Source organism: Saccharothrix australiensis (genome assembly GCF_003634935.1).
Taxonomy (GTDB): Bacteria; Actinomycetota; Actinomycetes; order Mycobacteriales; family Pseudonocardiaceae; genus Actinosynnema; species Actinosynnema australiense.
Genome location: NZ_RBXO01000001.1, coordinates 6715989 through 6734055 on the forward strand (window position 1 = coordinate 6715989; position 18067 = coordinate 6734055).

The 18067-nt window shown below is 74.4% G+C and carries 15 protein-coding genes; 8 read left to right on the forward strand and 7 right to left on the reverse strand.

Annotated elements, in window-relative coordinates:
- The first annotated feature begins 76 nt into the window (after positions 1 to 76).
- Positions 77 to 628: a cysteine hydrolase family protein gene (locus C8E97_RS28430; RefSeq protein ID WP_121008464.1), complete on the forward strand. Its 552-nt coding sequence runs from the start codon at positions 77 to 79 to the stop codon at positions 626 to 628.
- Between the two features lie 13 nt (positions 629 to 641).
- Here the strand turns inward: C8E97_RS28430 and C8E97_RS28435 are convergent, their stop codons facing one another.
- A complete protein-coding gene (locus tag C8E97_RS28435; RefSeq protein WP_147455261.1) occupies positions 642 to 1514 on the reverse strand; it encodes an aminoglycoside phosphotransferase family protein in 873 nt (290 codons plus the stop codon).
- Between the two features lie 173 nt (positions 1515 to 1687).
- Here C8E97_RS28435 and lon point away from each other — a divergent pair, with 173 nt between their 5' ends.
- A complete protein-coding gene (lon, locus tag C8E97_RS28440; RefSeq protein ID WP_121008466.1) occupies positions 1688 to 4036 on the forward strand; it encodes an endopeptidase La in 2349 nt (782 codons plus the stop codon).
- A gap of 79 nt (positions 4037 to 4115) precedes the next feature.
- Here the strand turns inward: lon and C8E97_RS28445 are convergent, their stop codons facing one another.
- On the reverse strand, positions 4116 to 5762 hold the full coding sequence (locus C8E97_RS28445) for a PstS family phosphate ABC transporter substrate-binding protein (RefSeq protein ID WP_246019239.1): 1647 nt from the start codon (positions 5760 to 5762) through the stop codon (positions 4116 to 4118).
- 115 nt (positions 5763 to 5877) lie between these two features.
- The gene (locus C8E97_RS28450) at positions 5878 to 6708 is read right to left on the reverse strand and encodes a polysaccharide deacetylase family protein (RefSeq protein ID WP_121008468.1); all 831 of its coding nucleotides are present in this window, start codon (positions 6706 to 6708) and stop codon (positions 5878 to 5880) included.
- A gap of 194 nt (positions 6709 to 6902) precedes the next feature.
- On the opposite strand from C8E97_RS28450, the gene C8E97_RS28455 reads away from it, so the two are divergent.
- The gene (locus tag C8E97_RS28455) at positions 6903 to 7430 is read left to right on the forward strand and encodes a YbhB/YbcL family Raf kinase inhibitor-like protein (RefSeq protein ID WP_121008469.1); all 528 of its coding nucleotides are present in this window, start codon (positions 6903 to 6905) and stop codon (positions 7428 to 7430) included.
- A 40-nt stretch (positions 7431 to 7470) separates the two neighbouring features.
- Positions 7471 to 8844 carry a mycothione reductase gene (locus C8E97_RS28460; protein ID WP_121012615.1) on the forward strand — a complete coding sequence of 458 codons (1374 nt, stop codon included), beginning with the start codon at positions 7471 to 7473 and terminating at the stop codon, positions 8842 to 8844.
- Between the two features lie 152 nt (positions 8845 to 8996).
- Here the strand turns inward: C8E97_RS28460 and C8E97_RS28465 are convergent, their stop codons facing one another.
- The gene (locus tag C8E97_RS28465; protein WP_121008470.1) at positions 8997 to 10256 is read right to left on the reverse strand and encodes an MFS transporter; all 1260 of its coding nucleotides are present in this window, start codon (positions 10254 to 10256) and stop codon (positions 8997 to 8999) included.
- Positions 10257 to 10342: 86 nt separating this feature from the next.
- Here C8E97_RS28465 and C8E97_RS28470 point away from each other — a divergent pair, with 86 nt between their 5' ends.
- On the forward strand, positions 10343 to 11014 hold the full coding sequence (locus C8E97_RS28470; protein ID WP_121008471.1) for a FadR/GntR family transcriptional regulator: 672 nt from the start codon (positions 10343 to 10345) through the stop codon (positions 11012 to 11014).
- A gap of 444 nt (positions 11015 to 11458) precedes the next feature.
- Here the strand turns inward: C8E97_RS28470 and C8E97_RS28475 are convergent, their stop codons facing one another.
- Positions 11459 to 12367, reverse strand: a complete 909-nt coding sequence (locus C8E97_RS28475) for a LysR family transcriptional regulator (protein WP_121008472.1) — start codon at positions 12365 to 12367, stop codon at positions 11459 to 11461.
- 73 nt (positions 12368 to 12440) lie between these two features.
- Between C8E97_RS28475 and C8E97_RS28480 the strand changes: the two genes are divergently transcribed.
- Positions 12441 to 13322 (forward strand): EamA family transporter, encoded by an 882-nt coding sequence (locus C8E97_RS28480; RefSeq protein WP_121008473.1) that lies wholly within the window; start codon positions 12441 to 12443, stop codon positions 13320 to 13322.
- Positions 13323 to 13448: 126 nt separating this feature from the next.
- A complete protein-coding gene (locus tag C8E97_RS28485; RefSeq protein ID WP_342776265.1) occupies positions 13449 to 14375 on the forward strand; it encodes a pentapeptide repeat-containing protein in 927 nt (308 codons plus the stop codon).
- A 339-nt stretch (positions 14376 to 14714) separates the two neighbouring features.
- Here C8E97_RS28485 and C8E97_RS28490 read toward each other — a convergent pair whose 3' ends face one another.
- Positions 14715 to 16280: a cobyric acid synthase gene (locus C8E97_RS28490; RefSeq protein WP_121012621.1), complete on the reverse strand. Its 1566-nt coding sequence runs from the start codon at positions 16278 to 16280 to the stop codon at positions 14715 to 14717.
- On the opposite strand from C8E97_RS28490, the gene C8E97_RS28495 reads away from it, so the two are divergent.
- The gene (locus tag C8E97_RS28495; RefSeq protein WP_246019243.1) at positions 16258 to 16995 is read left to right on the forward strand and encodes an alpha/beta fold hydrolase; all 738 of its coding nucleotides are present in this window, start codon (positions 16258 to 16260) and stop codon (positions 16993 to 16995) included. The genes C8E97_RS28490 and C8E97_RS28495 overlap by 23 nt on opposite strands.
- Here C8E97_RS28495 and map read toward each other — a convergent pair.
- On the reverse strand, positions 16982 to 17839 hold the full coding sequence (gene map, locus C8E97_RS28500; RefSeq protein WP_121008475.1) for a type I methionyl aminopeptidase: 858 nt from the start codon (positions 17837 to 17839) through the stop codon (positions 16982 to 16984). The two genes, C8E97_RS28495 and map, sit on opposite strands and share 14 nt — an antisense overlap.
- Positions 17840 to 18067: the final 228 nt, after the last annotated feature.

Consider the following 18067-nt stretch of genomic DNA (forward strand, 5'->3'; position numbering starts at 1 on the left):
CGGTGCCCCCGCCGGAACCGGACGGACGGCCGCGATCGCCGGACCGCGCCGCCGAACCCGGATAGGCTGTGCCGGCATGGTGACGGCGCTGGTGATCGTCGACGTGCAGGAGGCGCTGGTCCCGCTCGTCTGGCGCGGCGACGAGCTGGTCGACCGGATCTCGGCGCTGGCGCGCAGGGCGCGGCGGCACGGCGCGCCGGTGGTGGCGCTGCGGCAGGTCGGGCCCGCCGGCTCGGCGTTCGACCCCGACCACCCCGGCACGCGGCTCAGCCCGCGCCTCGGCCTCGGACCGGGCGACGTGGTGATCGACAAGACGGCGACCGACGCGTTCTACCGCACCGACCTCGCGGCGGTGCTCGCGGCGCGGGCCGTCGACACGGTCGTGCTCACCGGCCTGGCGACCGACTACTGCGTCGACGCGACCGCGCGGTCCGCGCTCAGCCACGGCCTGGACGTCGTGCTGGTCGCCGACGGGCACGCGCCGGCCGCCGACGGCGACCCGGAGGCGGGCCTCACCCCGGAGCGGATCGTCGACCGGCACAACCGCATCCTCGGCCGGGCCGTCCACCCCGGCGGCGTGCTGCGCGTGCGGCCGGCGGCGGAGGTCGTGTTCCCCGACCGGAGCTGACCGGCGGCGCGGGTCACGAGCGGCCGAACTCCAGCAGCGCGCCGGCGTCCCGGCCCCGCGCGGCGGCGGCGACGGCCAGCACCGGCGCGGCCACCCGGCACCAGTCGGCCAGCCGCTCGCCGTCGAACGCGGTGAGCGCCACCAGGTCGTCGATCCTGCCCGCCGCCGGCGCGGAGCCGTCGAGCACCCAGTCGACCGCGTCGAAGCACGGCTCGCCGACGCAGCTCTTCGGGTCGATCGCGACCAGGCCCCGCGCCGGACCGCAGTCCAGCAGGTTGCCGTAGTGCAGGTCGCCGTGCAGCAGCACCGTCTCGACCCGGCCGGCCACCAGCCGGTCCCGCAGCCGGCGCGCCCTGGCGAAGTCCTCGGGCAGCACCACGCCGGCCACGCCGGCGGACCCGAGCCTGGCCTCGGTGCGGACCAGGAACTGCTCGACGCCGTGCCCCAGCTCGCGGTCGACCACGTCGCGCGGTGCGGCCACCGCGCCGTGCAGGCCGGACAGCACGTCGGCCAGCTCGCGGGCGGACGGCGCGGTCACCGGCGCGCCGGGCAGCCGTTCGAGCAGCACCGCGCCGCGCTCGGGCGCGGACCGGAACACCGCGGGCACCCGCCCGCCCGGCTGGAACGCGCGCAGCACCCGGTCCTGCTCGGCGATCACGTCGGCCTGCGGCGACAGCTTGAGCACCGCGTCGACGCCGGACCCGGTGACGCACGCGACGGCCAGCGAGGTCGACCCGTCGGCGAACGCGGCGCCCGGGGTGAGCCCCCACTCGGCGGCCAGCCGCTCGACGAGCGCGGGCGCGGCCCGCACCCAGTCGCGCACCTCCGGGCCGAACCGGCGGCGCAGCCGGTCGGCGAAACCGGGATCGACGACGAACTCCGACATGGCGCCCACCGTAGGGCCGGGTCCACGACCGCCCAACGGGAATACCGGTCGCCTCGGGCACCCGCCGCCGGAGGTACCGCGCCCGCGCCGGATCGCTCAGGGCGAACGCCGGGTGGAAACAATCCACCGCTCACGTTGGTTGAGCCGGACAGACTCAACTTTGGAGGAACGACATGGGCGAGACGTTGGCGCTGCCGGTGCTGCCGCTGGACGACGTGGTCGTGCTGCCGGGCATGGTCGTCCCGATCCGGCTCACCGGTTCGGACGCCGCCGCCGAGGCCCGCGCCGCCGTCGAGGCCGCCTCCGCGGGCGGTGGCGAGGCGCGGGTCGTGCTGGTGCCCCGGCTGGACGGCAAGTACGCCAAGGTCGGCACGCTGGGCGTGGTCGAGCAGGTCGGCCGGCTGTCCGGCGGTGAGCGGGCGGCGGTCGTGCGCGGCACGGCGCGCGTCCGGATCGGCACCGGCACGACCGGGCCGGGCGCGGCGCTGTGGGTGGAGGCGACGGTCGCCGACGAGTCGCCCGTCGACGAGCGCACGCGCGAGCTGGCCCGCGAGTACCGGGCCCTGGTCACGACGATCCTCCAGCAGCGGGGCGCGTGGCAGGTGGTCGACTCGGTGCAGCAGGTGGACGAGCCGTCCGCGCTGGCCGACCTCGCCGGGTACGCCCCGTACCTGCGCGACGAGCAGAAGGTGTGGCTGCTGGAGACCAGCGACGTCGCCGAGCGGCTGGCGAAGCTGCTGGAGTGGGGCCGCGAGCACCTGGCCGAGCTGGACGTCGCCGAGACCATCCGCAAGGACGTCAAGGAGGGCGTCGAGCGGCAGCAGCGCGAGTTCCTGCTGCGGCAGCAGCTCGCCGCCATCCGCAAGGAGCTGGCCGAGCTGGACGGCAAGCCGGCCACCGAGGAGCAGGACTACCGGGCGCGCGTCGAGGGGGCGGACCTGCCCGACCACGTGCGCAAGGCCGCGCTGGCCGAGGTCGACAAGCTGGAGCGCACCTCCGACCAGTCGCCGGAGACCGGCTGGATCCGCACCTGGCTGGACACCGTCCTGGGGCTGCCCTGGAACGAGCGGACCGAGGAGTCCTACGACATCGCGGGCGCGCGGGCCGTGCTCGACGCCGACCACGCCGGGCTGGACGACGTGAAGGAGCGCATCACCGAGTACCTGGCGGTGCGGCGGCGGCGGGCCGACCGGGGCCTCGGCGTCGTCGGCGGGCGGCGCAGCGGCGCGGTCCTGGCGCTGGTCGGCCCGCCGGGGGTCGGCAAGACGTCGCTGGGCGAGTCGGTCGCCCGCGCGATGGGGCGGAAGTTCGTCCGGGTCGCGCTGGGCGGCGTGCGGGACGAGGCCGAGATCCGGGGCCACCGCCGCACCTACGTCGGCGCGCTGCCCGGCCGGATCGCGCGGGCGATCGCCGAGGCGGGCTCGATGAACCCCGTCGTGCTGCTGGACGAGATCGACAAGGTCGGCGCCGACCACCGGGGCGACCCGACGGCCGCGCTGCTGGAGGTGCTGGACCCGGCGCAGAACCACACGTTCCGGGACCACTACCTGGAGGTCGAGCTGGACCTGTCGGACGTGGTGTTCCTGGCCACGGCCAACGTCCTGGAGGCCATCCCCGGCCCGCTGCTGGACCGCATGGAGCTGGTGCGGCTCGACGGGTACACCGAGGACGAGAAGGTCACCATCGCCCGCGACCACCTGCTGCCCCGCCAGGTCGAGCGGGCCGGGCTGACCGCCGAGGACGTGGCGGTGTCCGAGGACGCGCTGCGCAAGCTCGCCGGCGAGTACACGCGGGAAGCCGGGGTGCGGCAGCTGGAGCGGTCCCTCGCGCGGGTGCTGCGCAAGATCACGGCGCGGGCCGCGCTGGACGAGGCCGCGCTGCCGGTGGCGGTGGACGTGCCGGACCTGCGCGGCTACCTGGGCTCGCCGAAGTTCACGCCGGAGTCGGCCGAGCGGACCGCCGTGCCGGGCGTGGCGACCGGGCTGGCCGTGACGGGCGCGGGCGGCGACGTGCTGTTCGTGGAGGCGTCGCTGGCCTCGCGCGGCACCGGGTCGGCCGGCGTCACGCTCACCGGCCAGCTCGGCGAGGTGATGAAGGAGTCGGCCCAGATCGCGCTGTCCTACCTGCGGTCGCACGACAGCCGGGCGGAAGCGCTCGCCGAGCGCGGCGTGCACATCCACGTGCCGGCGGGCGCGGTGCCCAAGGACGGCCCGTCGGCGGGCGTGACCATGACGACGGCGCTGGCGTCGCTGCTGTCCGGTCGCCCGGTGCGGTCGGACGTGGCGATGACCGGCGAGGTGTCCCTGACCGGCCGGGTGCTGCCCATCGGCGGCGTGAAGCAGAAGCTGCTGGCCGCGCACCGGGCGGGCATCACGACGGTGCTGCTGCCGCGGCGCAACGAGCCCGACCTGGACGAGGTGCCCGAGTCGGTGCGCGAGGCGCTGACCGTGCACCTGGTGGGCGACGTGCGCGAGGTGCTGGAGATCGCGCTGGAGCCGGCGGCGGTGACGGCGGCGGCCTGAGCCCGAGGGCACGACCGCGGCGGCGGTGCCGGAGCGCCGCGTCGGCGGGTGGCCGGCCGCGAAAGGCGCGGCCGGCCGCCTACCGCAGGTTGCACAGGTCCAGCGGCACGCCCTCGGGCGTCCGGCACGGCAGGTAGCCCGCGTCCTTCATCCGGACGCGGGCGTCGTCGTGCTCCCGCACGTAGCGCAGGAAGTGCGCCGACAGCGAGCCCTCCGCCGGCTGGGCCCGCGAGTAGAGGTACTCCACGGTCCAGAACGGGTAGCCGGCCTCGACACCCGCCGCCGCGTCGAACACCTTCCCGCCCAGCGACAGCGCGGTCAGCCGGTTGGTCTTGCGGGCCTCCGCCACCGACGGCGCGTCGGCGTACCCGATCGCGCCCTCCACCGCGCCGATCTCCCGCACCACGTCGCCGTTCTTGTCCCGCTCGCACCGGATCACGCGGGCCTGCGGGTCGCGGTCGGGGTTGCGGCAGTCGTTGGAGGACAGCGCGCCCTCGGTCGTGCCGAGCACCCGGCGCTCGAACAGCTCGCGGGTGCCCGACTCGCTGCCCCGGCCGACGATCCGGATCGGCAGCGGGTCCCCGCCGCGCAGCTCGCTCCAGTCGGTGTAACGACCGGAGTACACGCCCTGCAACTGCTCCACGGTCAGCGTGTCCATGCCGACGGAGCTGTGCACGACCACGTGGTAGACGACGATCGCGACCTGGTGCGCCACGACGTCGCCCGCGTCCTGCTTGCCGTCCGACAGCGCGAGCAGGGCGCGGTCCGGGTCGGCCGCCGCCACCGACCGCACGCCCGCGATGCTGCCGTTCGGCTCGGTGTCCACCACGGCCTCCGGGCACGCCTTCGCGTACTGCTCGGCGATGAGGTCCATCGTCGGCATGAACACGCTGGACCCCTCGACGCGCAACGTGCCCGCGCCGCACGCCACCGACGGGTCGCGGGTCTCCGGCGTCCACGCCAGCGTCAGCACGAGCACACCCGCCAGCACGGCCGCCAGGCCACCGGTCAACCGCGGCAGGGTGATGAACCGCTGCTGCCGCTCGTCGTGCAGCACGCCCACGCCGCCCAGGTGGCCCGTGATCTTGACCTCCTTGCCGATCTCGCCCGTCCGGTTGCTCTCCGGCTCCCGCAGCACCACCAGCAGCTTGAACTTCTGCTTGCGCTTGAGCCTGAGCCCGTCCAGGCGCACGCCGTGCCACACCGGCTCGGTCGACGCGCGCGAGCGGTCCCCGCCGGTGCGGAAGATGCGGGGCAGGCTCTGCGCCACGCGCTCGCGGACGGTCGGCAGGGAGGCCCGCACCTGGCTGGTGTCCTTGCCGAAGAACTGGAGGCTGCGCCGCACCTCCTCGCGCAGCTCCTCCGAACCTGCCTCCGACACCCTGGCGTTCCAGACGATGCGGTCGCCGAAGGTGAACGTCAGCGGCCGGTCGAAGTCGTCGGCGTCGATGTCGTAGTTGCCGTTGTTGCGCACCCGGATGACCACGATGCTCATCCGGTCCAGCACGCGCACCAGCTCCCGCAGCTGCGGGGCGTTGGCCTCGGTCCCGTCGTGCAACTGCTCGGGCCCGAGGCCGATCTTGGAGTTGTAGAGCACGCGGAACCCGACCCGCTTGCGGCGCACGAAGAGCCGGTCGATGACCGGGGCCGCGAACAGCAGCGCGATCGCGAGCGCCACCGGCCCCGGACCACCGAGGAACTCCAGCGCGGATTGCAGGAACTGCACACCGAATTGTCGGTCGAGCCCCCGGCGGCGTTCTGCCCACCGCACGACGTTCATCCGGACTTCACGTGCCGGTCACACGACCGCGCACCACGTCACGCCGGGTGCCGCACCCCGCTCACGGCCGGGACGGCGACAGGTGGTCCTCCAGCGGGACCGGGATCAGCCCGTCCTGCTTGCACCGCTGGAGGAACGCGACGAAGTCCTCCACGAACGTCTGCCGGAAGTGCATCAGCACGATGTCGCCCCGGTTGAGCTTCCCGCCCGCCTGGAACTGCACGACGCCGTCGTTCACCGCCGCCGTCCACATCACCAGCGCGCGGAAGCCGCAGTCGGCCGCCGCGCGCCGGGTGGTGGCGTCGTAGTTGCCGAAGGGCGGGCGGAACAGCGTGGCGCGCGGGCCCAGCACGCCTTCGAGGTAGTCGGCGTTGCCGCAGATCTCCCGGCGCTGGAACTCGTAGGACTTGCCCTGCAGGTTCGGGTGGGTCGCGGTGTGGGCGTGCACCCGCGCGCCCGCCTGGTCCCGCATCGCCTTGAAGTAGTCCGGCCCGCCGTCCTCCACGTGCTTGGTGTTGAGGAACAGCGACGGCCGGACGTTCGCCGACCGCATCAGCTCCAGCGCCGCCGGGTGCCGCACCGCGCCGTCGTCGATGGTGATGAACACGTACGGCTGGTCCGTCTCGATGCGCCGCACCACCGGCAGCAGCCCGTCGGCGGCGGCCGGCACCGCGGCCTGCGCCGTGCCGTACGGGTAGGGCGGCTGGAACACCGGGACGGTCGTGCCGCCGGGACCGGGCACCGCCGTCGGCGGCGTGGTCGTGGTGGCCGCCGCGGTCGTGGTCGCCGCCGCCGCGTCCGCCACCGGCGCGGGCTGCCGGGCCGGCTCGGGCGCGCACGCCGCGGTCGCGACGGCCAGGGCAGCGGCGACCGCCGCACCGATCTTTCGCATGTCCGGAGTTCTCCCCTGGATCTGGCCCCCTGCGGAAATGTCGGGGGTCGTCCGCCCATTCTGCGGTGTCCCGACCAAACCTGATCACCGGTGACGGATCTGCGACGCGGTTCACCCGACGATAGAGTCGATCACGCCGCGCGCCCGACCCCGTCGGGCACGCCGCGTTCCGGACCCAGTCGTGGAGGACTTCGATGAGCCTTGAGCGCCCCGTCGCCCCGGACCCGTACTCGCTGCTGCCCGCCGTGGCGTCGTTCGAGGTGACCTCGACCGACGTGCGGGACGGCGAGCGCCTGCCCGACGCCCAGGTGCACTCGGGGGGCGACACGTCGCCGCAGTTGAGCTGGTCGGGTTTCCCCGAAGGCACGAAGAGCTTCACGGTCACCTGCTTCGACCCGGACGCGCCCACGCCGTCCGGGTTCTGGCACTGGGTGGCGGTGAACATCCCGGCGTCGGTCACCTCGCTGGACACCGGCGCGGGCGCGTCGGACGACGCGCTGCCGGGTGGCGCGTTCCACGTGCGCAACGACTACGGCACCCGCGCGTTCGGCGGTGCCGCGCCGCCCGAGGGCGACCCGGCGCACCGCTACTACTTCGTGGTGCACGCGGTGGACGTGGCGGAACTGGACGTGACGCCGGACGCGTCACCGGCCGTGGTGAGCTTCAACCTGGCCTTCCACACGCTGGCCCGCGCCATCCTCACCCCGACCTACGCGAGCTGAACCGGGAATGAGCGCCTCGCGCGGCGGGTTGCAGCACGACGTGAGGCACTTCGACCTGGTCATCATCGGCACCGGTTCCGGCAACTCGATCGTGGACGAGCGGTTCGCGGGCTGGGACGTCGCGATCGTCGAGAAGGGCGTGTTCGGCGGCACCTGCCTGAACGTGGGGTGCATCCCCACGAAGATGTTCGTCCACACCGCCGACGTCGCCGCCGCGCCCGCCGCGGGCGCCCGCCTGGGCGTGGACGCGACCCTGGACGGCGTGCGCTGGACCGACGTGCGCGACCGGGTCTTCGGCCGCATCGACCCGATCTCCGAGGGCGGTCGGCGCTGGCGGGCCGAGGAGAACGCGAACGTCACCGTGTACGAGGGCACGGCCCGGTTCGTCGGCCCGAAGACCCTCGACACGGGGACCGGCGAGGTGATCACCGCCGACCGGTTCGTGCTGGCGGTCGGCTCCCGGCCGGTCGTCCCGGAGGTGGCCGACCTCGACGAGGTGGGCTACCACACGTCCGACACGATCATGCGCCTGGACGCGCTGCCCCGGAGGCTGACCATCCTGGGCAGCGGGTTCGTGGCCGCCGAGTTCGCGCACGTGTTCTCGTCGTTCGGCGTGGCGGTGACCGTGGTCGGCCGATCGGACCTGCTGCTGCGCCACGAGGACCGCGAGGTCGCCGAGCGGTTCACGGCGCTGGCCGCGGCCAAGTGGGACGTTCGGCTGAGCCGGAAGGCGGTGCGGGCGGAGCGCGTCGGCGGTGTCGTCCGGCTGCACCTGGAGAGCCCGGACGGCGCGGAGGTCGTGGAGTCGGACGAGCTGCTGGTCGCGGTCGGCCGGAAGCCGAACTCGGACCTGCTCGACCTCGCCGCCACCGGTGTGGCGGTGCACCCGGACGGCCGGGTCGTGGTGGACGAACACCAGCGGACGTCCGTCGAAGGCGTCTACGCGCTGGGCGACGTCAGCTCGGAGCACCAGCTCAAGCACGTCGCGAACCACGAGGCGCGGGTCGTCCAGCACAACCTGCTGCACCCGGACGCGCCGATCGCGGCGGACCACCGGTTCGTGCCGGCCGCCGTGTTCTCGTCGCCGCAGGTGGCGTCGGTCGGGTTGACCGAGGAGCAGGCCGCGGCGCGGGGCGTGCGGTACGTGGCGGCCTCGCAGGCGTACGCCTCGATCGCCTACGGCTGGGCGATGGAGGACACGACCGGGTTCGCGAAGGTCCTCGCCGATCCCGGCACCGGGCAGCTCCTGGGCGCGCACATCATCGGGCCGCAGGCGTCCAGCGTGATCCAGCCGATCGTGCAGGCGATGAGCTTCGGGCTCGACGCGAAGTCGATGGCGCGCGGCCAGTACTGGATCCACCCCGCCATGCCCGAGGTGGTCGAGAACGCCCTGCTGAACCTGCCGCTGGACTGAAACCCCACCACTGCACCCCACCACCGGACCGGACGAGGAAAGGGCCGCGCTGTCGACAGCGCGGCCCTTTCCTCGTCAGCGTTCCTCGCGTCAGCGTTCCTCGCGTCAGCGTTCCTCGCGTCAGCGTCCCGCCGGCAGTGCGGCGAACCGCCTCAGATGGTGCGCGGCCGGCCGGAGATCCAGCCGAGGACCATCAGCAGCACCAGGAGCGCGACCAGGACCAGCATGGACACCGTCCAGGACCCGGTCGCGCCGCGCAGCACGCCGAACGCGAACGGGCCGCAGGCGGAGATCAGGTAGCCGATGCTCTGCGCCATCGCGGACAGCCGGGCGGTGTCTGCGCCGGTCGCCGTGCGCAGCGACAGCATCACCAGGGCGAGCGGGAAGATGCCCATGCCCACGCCGATCAGCACGACCCACAGGGCGGGCGCGGCGGTCGGCGCGAGGGCCAGGCCGAGCACACCGGACACCGACAGCAGCCCGAGGCCGACCACCATGCCGGACTGGCTGGGTCGGCGGGCCGCGAGCGCGGGCACGACCAGGCTCACCGGCACGCCCAGCACCATCGTGATCGCCAGCAGCAGCCCGGCGGTCGTCCGGTCCACGCCGGCGTCGCCGAGGATCTGCGGCAGCCAGCCCATGACGGTGTAGGCGAGCAGCGACTGGAGCCCGAAGAAGACCGTGATCACCCACGCGAGCGGGTTGCGCGCCAGGGAACGGCGCGGAGCGGCGGTGGTGCGGTGCGCGGTCGAGCGGACGGCCGTGCCGTGCCGCGCGCCCGCCAGCCAGATCAGCAGCGCCGCCAGGGACAGCAACGCCCACGCGCCCACCGCGAGCCGCCACGAGCCGAACAGCGACTCCAGGCCGGGCGTGAACGCCGCGCCCAGGGCCGCGCCGGCGGCGAGCGCCGCGGTGTAGACACCGGTGACCAGGCCGACGCGGCCGGGGAAGGACTCCTTCACCACCACGGGGATCAGCACGTTGCAGACGGCGATGCCCGCGCACGCCACGAACGTGCCGCCCAGGACCACCGCGGGCCCGTCGACGACCCGCAGCACCAGGCCCGCGGTGAGCACCAGCAGCGCCAGGCCGACCGCGCGGGCCATGCCGAGCCGGCGGCCCAGCCACGGCGCGAGGAAGGCCGCGAACCCGAAGCACAGCGTGGGCACGGCGGTGAGCAGCGAGGTCCACGCCGTCGAGACGCCGAGCGAGCCGCGCACGTCGCCGAGCACGGAGGCCAGGCTCGTCACGGCGGGCCGCAGGTTGGCGGCGGCCAGCGCTACGCCGATCGCCAACAGGGTGCTGCCGACCAGGGCAACTTGGCGGTTCACCGCCACCGGACCAGCGGCAGTACCAGAAGGATGGGCCTCGATCGTCGCATTGGCACGGGAATCAGTGGCAATGTGAACCATCGAGGGTGTCCGGTCCGGCTCCGTCTGCTGGGTCGTCACCGGATTACTATTACAGACATGGGATGTTCGGATGAAAGGATGACGCTGTGCCGTTGGCCACTACCCGACGGGCCGGACTCGTCGACCAGGTGATCGACCAGATGCGGGACGCGATCGCCGGCGGCGAATGGCCGGTCGGCCAGCGCATCCCGCCGGAGCCGGAACTCGTCACCGCGCTCGGCGTGGGCCGCAACACCGTGCGGGAGGCGGTGCGCGCGCTGTCCCACGCCGGCCTGCTGGAGGTCCGCCAGGGCGACGGGACGTTCGTGCGGGCCACCAGCGAGCTGTCCGGCGCGGTCCGGCGGCTGTGCGGCAGCGAGCTCCGCGACGTGCTCCAGGTGCGCCGGACGCTGGAGGTCGAGGGCGCCCGCCTCGCCGCCACCCAGCGCACCGACGAGGAGCTGCGCCGGCTGGAGACGCTGCTCGCCGAGCGGGACGCCGCGCTCGCCGCGAAGGACTGGGAGAGCCTGGTCGAGCGGGACGCCGCGTTCCACGCGCTGCTCGTGCAGTGCTCGCACAACACCCTGCTCGCGGAGCTGTACCAGGGCCTGACCGAGGCCGTCCGCGCGAGCATCACCGCGACCGTGGAGACCGACCACGAGGACGACCACGTCTCGCACGCCGGCCTGCTGGACGCGGTGCGCGACCGCGACCCGGCGCGGGCGGCGGCCGAGGCGGGCGGGTTCCTGGAGGAGCTGCTGGAGCGGCACACCGACTGACGCCCGACCGCACGCGGGCCGGCGCGGGGACCGGGTGTCCGGCGCGGGGGCGCGGACCGGGGGCCCGGACCGGGGCGCGGCGCGCGTGCGGAGGTCGAGGACGTGAGCGGGAGGGGTGCGCTCGGGAACGGCCGACACCGGCGGTCACCGCGACGCCGAACAGGCCGGCACCGGACCGCGACACGACACGGGCCGCGCCGAGCGGTGACGCGGGCCCGGTGTCGAGGGCCCGGCGGAGCGGGTCGGGTGGAGCGGGGCGAGTGGAGCGGGGCGAGTGGAGCGAGGCCGCTGACGCCGCGCGGATGACGCGGGGCGGGGACCTCCCACGGTGGCGGAAGTACCTCGGGAGGTCCCCTCGGGCGACGCCCGCGGCGGCGACGTGCCGCACGTCCCGGAAGTCGTCGCGACCCGCGCCGGCGCAACACCGGGTTGCGCGATCGTTACTCACGCGGTGACGCGGTCGCCCCAGCAGCCGCGCAGCGCCGCCACGGTGGCCGCGACGGCGGGCCTCCGGGTGGCCTGCGTGCGCCACACCGCGAACACCCGCCTCGTCGGCGTGGGGGTGAACGCGACGGCCCGCACGGCGTCCGGCAGCGCGCCGCGCCCGAGCCGCGGCACCAGCGCGACGCCGACCCCGCTCGCCAGCAGCGCCAGCTGCGTCTCGTACTCGGCGACCCGGTAGGCCAGGTCGGGCTCCAGGCCCGCGCCCCGGAAGGTGTTGACCAGCCAGTCGTGGCACACCGTCCCCTCGGGCTGGCAGATCCACCGCTCCCCCGCCAGGTCCGCGGGCACCAGCGCCTCCCGGTCGGCCAGCGGGTGCCCGGCGGGCAGCAGGACGTCCGCGAAGTCCTCTCCGAGCCGCACCCGCGACACACCGTCCGGGACGGCCAGCGGCGCGTTGACCCAGTCGTGCGTGACGGCCAGGTCCAGCTCGCCCCGCGCGACGGCGTCGAGCCCCTGCGGCGGGTCGGTCTCGAAGAGCCGGACGTCCAGCGCCGGGTGGTCGCGGGCGAGCGCGACCAGCGCCGCGGGCAGCACGCCGCGCGCGGCCGTGGCGAACGCGCCGACCCGCAGCTCGCCCACCGCCGCGCCGCGCTGCTCCTCCAGGGTGACCTCCGCCTGCTCGACCAGCTTCAGCACCTGGTCGGCGGTGGCCGCGAGCAGGTGCGCGGCGTCGGTCAGCGCGACGCCCCGGCCCCGGCGTTCCAGCAGCGTGGTCCGGGTCTCGCGTTCGAGCTTGGCGATCTGCTGCGACACCGCCGACGCGGTGTAGCCCAGGGCCGAGGCCGCCGCGCCGACCGAGCCGTGCCGGGCGACCGCGTGCAGGGCGCGGAGCCTGCCCAAATCCAGCATGTAGCGATCCTAAACTGAAGTATGTAGAACTCTTCGCTGGTGCTAAACGATCAGGCCGCCGCAGACTCGGGGCGTGCATCCACGTCACGTCGCCCTGGCGGTGCTCACCACGACCATCTGGGGTGTCAACTTCGTCGTCATCAAGGTCGGGCTGGCGGAGTTCCCGCCGCTGCTGTTCTCGGCGCTGCGCTTCCTCGCCGCCGCCGTGCCCGCGCTGTGGTTCGTGGGCCCGCCGCGGGTGGCGTGGCGGTGGGTCGTCGCCGTGGCACTCGCGCTGGGGGTGGCGAAGTTCGGCCTGCTGTTCCTCGGCATGGGCGCGGGGATGCCGGCCGGGCTGTCCTCGCTCGTGCTCCAGAGCCAGGTCTTCTTCACGGTGCTGTTCGCGGCGGCGCTGCTGCGGGAACGCCCCCGCCCGGTCCAGCTCGCGGGCATGGCGGTCGCGGCGGTCGGCATCGTGCTCATCGCGGTCGACTACGGGGTGGGCAGCCCGGTCGCGGCGCTGCTGCTGGTGGTCCTCGCCGCCGTGGCGTGGGGCCTGTCCAACGTGGCCACCCGGTACGCCAAGCCGCCGGACCCGCTCGCGTTCAACGTGTGGGTGTGCGCGGTGGCCGTGCTGCCGCTGCTGGGGCTGTCGCTGGTCTTCGAGGGGCCGTCGGCCGCGCTCGCGGCGCTGGGCGACGTGAGCTGGTCGGGCGTCGGCGCGCTGCTGTTCATCGGCTGGGTCTCGACGCTGTTCGGGTTCAGCGCGTGGAGCTTCCTGCTCAAGGAGCACGACGCGAGCAGCGTGGTCCCGTTCGCGCTGCTGGTGCCGGTGGCGGGCATGTTCTCCGGGTGGCTGCTGCTGGACGAGGCGATCGGCCCGCTGCGGCTCGGCGCGGCGGCCCTGGTGATCGCCGGCATGGCCGCGACCACGCTGCGCCGCTCCCCCGCCCGCGCGCCGGTGGCGGTCCCGTAGCCGCCGGCCTGGACCAGCGCGCCGGACACCGTGCCGCTCAGGTCGTCGCGCTGGTCGGCCACCACGCTGTTCTACCGCACGGACCGGTGATTGACGGGCGGTCGCGGGTCCGATGGGGTGGTGCGCGTGGAACACCGGGTGCTGTCGGCCAGGACGATCGTGGCCTGGAGCATCGGGCTGGTCCTGCTGGCCGCCGGGTCGGTGGTGGCGCTGCTGCTGGTGCTCGGGTCCGGTGAGCCGCGCGACGGCGTGCGGCTGGACGTGATCCGGACGGCGTCGAGCATCGTGCTGGGCGCGGGCGGCGCGGCGGCGCTGCTGCTGAGCGCGCGCCGGCAGCGGTACGCCGAGCTGGACCTGGTGCACAAGGACCACGACGCCACCGAGCGCCGCGTCACCGAGCTGTACGGCAAGGCCGCCGACCAGCTCGGCAGCGACAAGGCGCCGGTGCGGCTGGCGGGCCTGTACGCGCTGGAGCGGTTGGCGCAGGGCAACCCCGCGCACCGGCAGACCATCGTGAACCTGCTGTGCGCGTACCTGCGGATGCCGTTCACGCCGCCGCCCGACCTGCGGCTCCGGGTGGGCGTGCGCGACGCCGCCCGCTTCCAGGAGCAGGAGGTGCGGCAGACCGCGACCCGGCTGCTGTCCGACCACCTGCGCCCCGACCGGCCGGACGCGTTCTGGTCGGACGTCGACCTCGACCTGTCGCACGCGACGCTGGTCAAGCTGACGCTGACGCACGGGCGGCTGCGGCGGGCGTCGTTCGTCGGCGCGACGTTCGTCGGGCCGGCGACGTTCCGGGGCGCCGAGTTCACCGGGCAGGCCGACTTCCGCGAGGCGCACTTCCGCGGCCTCGCGGACTTCCGGCGCGTCTCGTTCGGCGACGCGGTGTTCCGGGGCGCCGTGTTCGCCGGTGAGACGGACTTCGGCGTGCACACGGCCGCGTCGCTCGCCGGCGCACGCGCGACGGCCGACCGGGTGCGGCGGAAGTGGCCGGACGGGTGGGCCGAGCGGCCGGGCGAGGAGGGCTGGGTCGTCCTGGTGCGCGAACCGTGACCGCCTATCGCCCGATTGGGTTACGTATCCCCAGGGGGCGACGCGGTACCTTCAGTATGTGACTACTCGTGATCGGGGGTGTGCCGTGCGATTCCAAGCCCGCATGGACCTCCGCGCGTCCGCAGGTGTCGAACTCCCCTGAGTGGACTCAACGAGTGTTCCCGCTCCGGTCCGGCCGCGTCCGCGGCCACCGGGCCCGGCGTCGGCGAGTGGTCACCCCGACTTGGTGGTCGAACGGACGCTGGCCGCGCCCCCGGTGGTGCGTGATCGCGGACCCGTGACGACCATCCGGTGATCCCGCGCGACTTGGCGGTCGCGTGCACGCGGAGGGGCGACGGGTCAGCCGATCGTCGGCGCGCCGGCGGGTGGGACGACCCGGAATCCCGGAGGGGCTCCCCGTTCCAGCAGGGCGCGCACGGCGTCGGTGTCGAGGTGGTCGGCGACCAGGTCGCCGAGCAGGTCGAGCTGAGCGGCGCGCCGTCCCGCGAAGTCCGTGTCGGGCGCGGGCGCGAACCCGTCCCGACCCGCGTGGCCGGCGGCCCAGCGCAGGAACTCGCGCCGGAACGCGTCGTTCTCCAGCAGGCCGTGCCAGTGCGTGCCGGCCACCCGCCCGCTCAGCACGCCCTCGGGCGTGCCGTCCGGCAGGGTGACCAGCCCGTCGCCGGTGGCGCGCGTGACGCGGCCGTGGTGGATCTCGTAGCCGGTGACCGGCTCGCCGAGCGCCTCGCCGCGCGGCCGGCGCAGCGTCTTGTCCGGCTCGAACCGGATGTCGACGTCCAGCAGGCCCAGGCCGTCGACCCGGCCCGCACGGGACTCGACGGTGTCCTCGATCGAGCGGCCCAGCATCTGGAAACCGCCGCAGATGCCGAGCACCGGGCCGTCGTGCCGGGCGATGGCGTCGGCGAGCCCGTTGGCGCGCAACCACTTCAGGTCCTCGACGGTGGCCTTGGAACCCGGCACGACCACGAGGTCGGCGTCGGCCAGCCGGGACGGCTCGGTGACGAACCGCACCGACACGCCCGGCTCGCACGCGAGCGCCTCCACGTCGGTGGCGTTGGAGACGCGCGGCAGCCGCACCACCGCGACCCGCAGCCACTGGTCGCCGTGCGGCGGCGCGGGACGGCCGATCACGCCGTCGGCGGTGTAGGACAGGGAGTCCTCGGCGTCCAGCCACAGCTCCTCCCGCCACGGCAGCACGCCGAGCACGGGACGCCCGGTCAGGGCGCGCAACTGGTCCAACCCCGGCGCGAGCAGCGCCGGGTCGCCCCGGAACTTGTTCACCACGAACCCGGCCACCAGCGCCTGGTCCGCCGGGTCCAGCAGCGCCAGGGTGCCGAAGAGGTGCGCGAAGACGCCGCCCCGGTCGATGTCGCCGACCACCAGGACCGGCAGGTCAGCGGCCCGCGCCAGGCCCATGTTCGCGATGTCGTTCGCCCGCAGGTTGATCTCGGCGGGCGAGCCCGCCCCCTCGCACACCACGGCCTCGTACTCGGCCCGCAGTCCGTCCAAAGTGGACAGCACGGTCGCCATCAGCTCGGCCTTGCGCGCGCGGTAGGACAGCGCGGACACCTCGCCCACGGCCCGGCCCAGCACGACGACCTGCGAGCTGCGGTCGCCACCCGGCTTGAGCAGCACGGGGTTGAACCGCACGCTCGGCTCCAGCCCGCAGGCCGCCGCCTGGAGCGCCTGGGCGCGGCCGATCTCGCCGCCGTCCCGCGTGACGACCGAGTTGTTCGACATGTTCTGCGCCTTGAACGGGGCCGTCCGCACGCCCTCGCGGGCCAGCCAGCGGCACAGCCCGGCGACCAGGACGCTCTTGCCCGCGTCCGAGGTCGTCCCGGCGATCAGCAACGCACCGCTCACCGTACGCAAAACCCCCTCGTTGTCGTTCCCGGCTGACATCATCCACGTCATGGTCTCCGCGCCCACCACCACCGTCCTGGTGCACAGCCCCTACCTGGGTCCGGCGAGCCTCCGGCCGCTCGCCGGCGCGCTGGCCGCGCCGGGGCGGCCGGTGCTGCTGCCGGACCTCCGGGTGACCGTGAACGCGGCGCCCGTGCACCAGCGGCTGATCGGGGCGTTCGCCGACGCGGTGGGGGACTCGCCGGTGGAGGGCGACCTGGTGCTCGTCGGGCACAGCGGCGCGGGCCCGCTGCTGCCCGCGTTCGCCGACGCGCTGGAGTCGCCGGTCACCGGCCTGGTGTTCCTCGACGCCGAGCTGCCCACACCCGGCCGGAGCTGGCGCGACGACGCGCCCGCCGAGCGCATGGCGCACCTGAGGGCCATCGCGCGGGACGGCCTGATGCCCCGGTGGGACCGCTGGTTCGCGCCGGAGGCGCTGTCCGCGATGGTGCCGGACGTGCGGTTGCTGGAGGAGATCGTCGGCGAGGCGCCCGAGGTGCCGCTGGCGTTCCTCAAGGAGCCCCGCCCGACCGTCGGGTGGGCGGGGCCGTGCGGCTACCTGCGGCTGAGCGGGGCGTACGGCGACGCGTGCGCCGAGGCCCGCGGGCTGGGCTGGCCGGTGCGCGAGCTGGACGCCCACCACCTGGCCGCGGCGTCCGCGCCCGAGCGGGTGGCCGGGCCGCTGGCGGAGCTGGTCGCCGCGCTCAGCAGACCGTGAGGATCTCCGAGCCGGTGTCGGTGACCACGATGGTGTGCTCGAACTGGGCGGTCCAGCTCTTGTCGCGGGTGGTGACCGTCCAGCCGTCGTCCCACAGGTCGTGCTCGATGCCGCCGAGCGTGATCATGGGCTCGATGGTGAAGGTCATGCCCGGCTCGATGATCGTCGGGACGTGCGGCGCGTCGTAGTGCAGCACCACCAGCCCGCTGTGGAAGGTGCGCCCGATGCCGTGGCCGGTGAAGTCGCGGACCACGCCGTAGCCGAACCGGTTGGCGTAGGACTCGATGACGCGGCCGACGACGTTGAGCTGCCGTCCGGGCTTGACCGCCTTGATGGCCCGCATGGTGGCCTCGTGGGTGCGCTCGACGAGGAGCTTGGCCTCCTCGGACACGTCGCCCGCGAGGAAGGTCGCGTTCGTGTCGCCGTGCACGCCGCCGATGTAGGCGGTGACGTCGATGTTGACGATGTCGCCGTCCTCGACCACGGTCGAGTCGGGGATGCCGTGGCAGATGACCTCGTTCAGCGAGGTGCAGCACGACTTGGGGAAGCCCCGGTAGCCGAGCGTCGACGGGTACGCGCCGTGGTCGCACAGGAACTCGTGCGCGACGGCGTCGATCTCGTCGGTCGTGACACCGGGCACGACGACCTTCCCGGCCTCCTGCAACGCCTGGGCGGCCAACCGCCCGGCCACCCTCATGGCCTCGATGACCTCGGGCGGTTGCACCCACGGGTCGGTGTTGCGCCGGGGTTCCTTCCGGTCCACGTACTCGGGCCGTTCGATCTCGGCGGGCACCGGACGACGCGGGGACAGCACACCTGGCTTGAGGGCGGCACGCACGGACATACCCGACACATTACGGCTCAGCGTGACCCGCCATGCGCGGTGTGCCCGCATTGTGGCCGGCAGCCCCGCCGACCACCCGACCACCCCGGCCGCACCACGCACCACGCGGCACCGGCTCCGGCCCCAGCACCGGCCCCGGCACCGGCACCGGCACCGGCCCGAACTGTCGTACCCCCGTGCTTGGCTGTGTGTCGGGGGGTGCTCCACACCGGAGCACCCCCATGTGGC

What these genes read in the sequence shown, in the direction of transcription:
- C8E97_RS28430 (WP_121008464.1), top strand. Translation starts at nt 77, where the DNA reads ATGGTGACGGCGCTGGTGATCGTCGACGTGCAGGAGGCGCTGGTCCCG.
- C8E97_RS28435 (WP_147455261.1), bottom strand. Translation starts at nt 1,514, where the DNA reads ATGTCGGAGTTCGTCGTCGATCCCGGTTTCGCCGACCGGCTGCGCCGC.
- lon (WP_121008466.1), top strand. Translation starts at nt 1,688, where the DNA reads ATGGGCGAGACGTTGGCGCTGCCGGTGCTGCCGCTGGACGACGTGGTC.
- C8E97_RS28450 (WP_121008468.1), bottom strand. Translation starts at nt 6,708, where the DNA reads ATGCGAAAGATCGGTGCGGCGGTCGCCGCTGCCCTGGCCGTCGCGACC.
- C8E97_RS28455 (WP_121008469.1), top strand. Translation starts at nt 6,903, where the DNA reads ATGAGCCTTGAGCGCCCCGTCGCCCCGGACCCGTACTCGCTGCTGCCC.
- C8E97_RS28465 (WP_121008470.1), bottom strand. Translation starts at nt 10,256, where the DNA reads ATGGTTCACATTGCCACTGATTCCCGTGCCAATGCGACGATCGAGGCC.
- C8E97_RS28475 (WP_121008472.1), bottom strand. Translation starts at nt 12,367, where the DNA reads ATGCTGGATTTGGGCAGGCTCCGCGCCCTGCACGCGGTCGCCCGGCAC.
- C8E97_RS28490 (WP_121012621.1), bottom strand. Translation starts at nt 16,280, where the DNA reads ATGATGTCAGCCGGGAACGACAACGAGGGGGTTTTGCGTACGGTGAGC.
- map (WP_121008475.1), bottom strand. Translation starts at nt 17,839, where the DNA reads ATGTCCGTGCGTGCCGCCCTCAAGCCAGGTGTGCTGTCCCCGCGTCGT.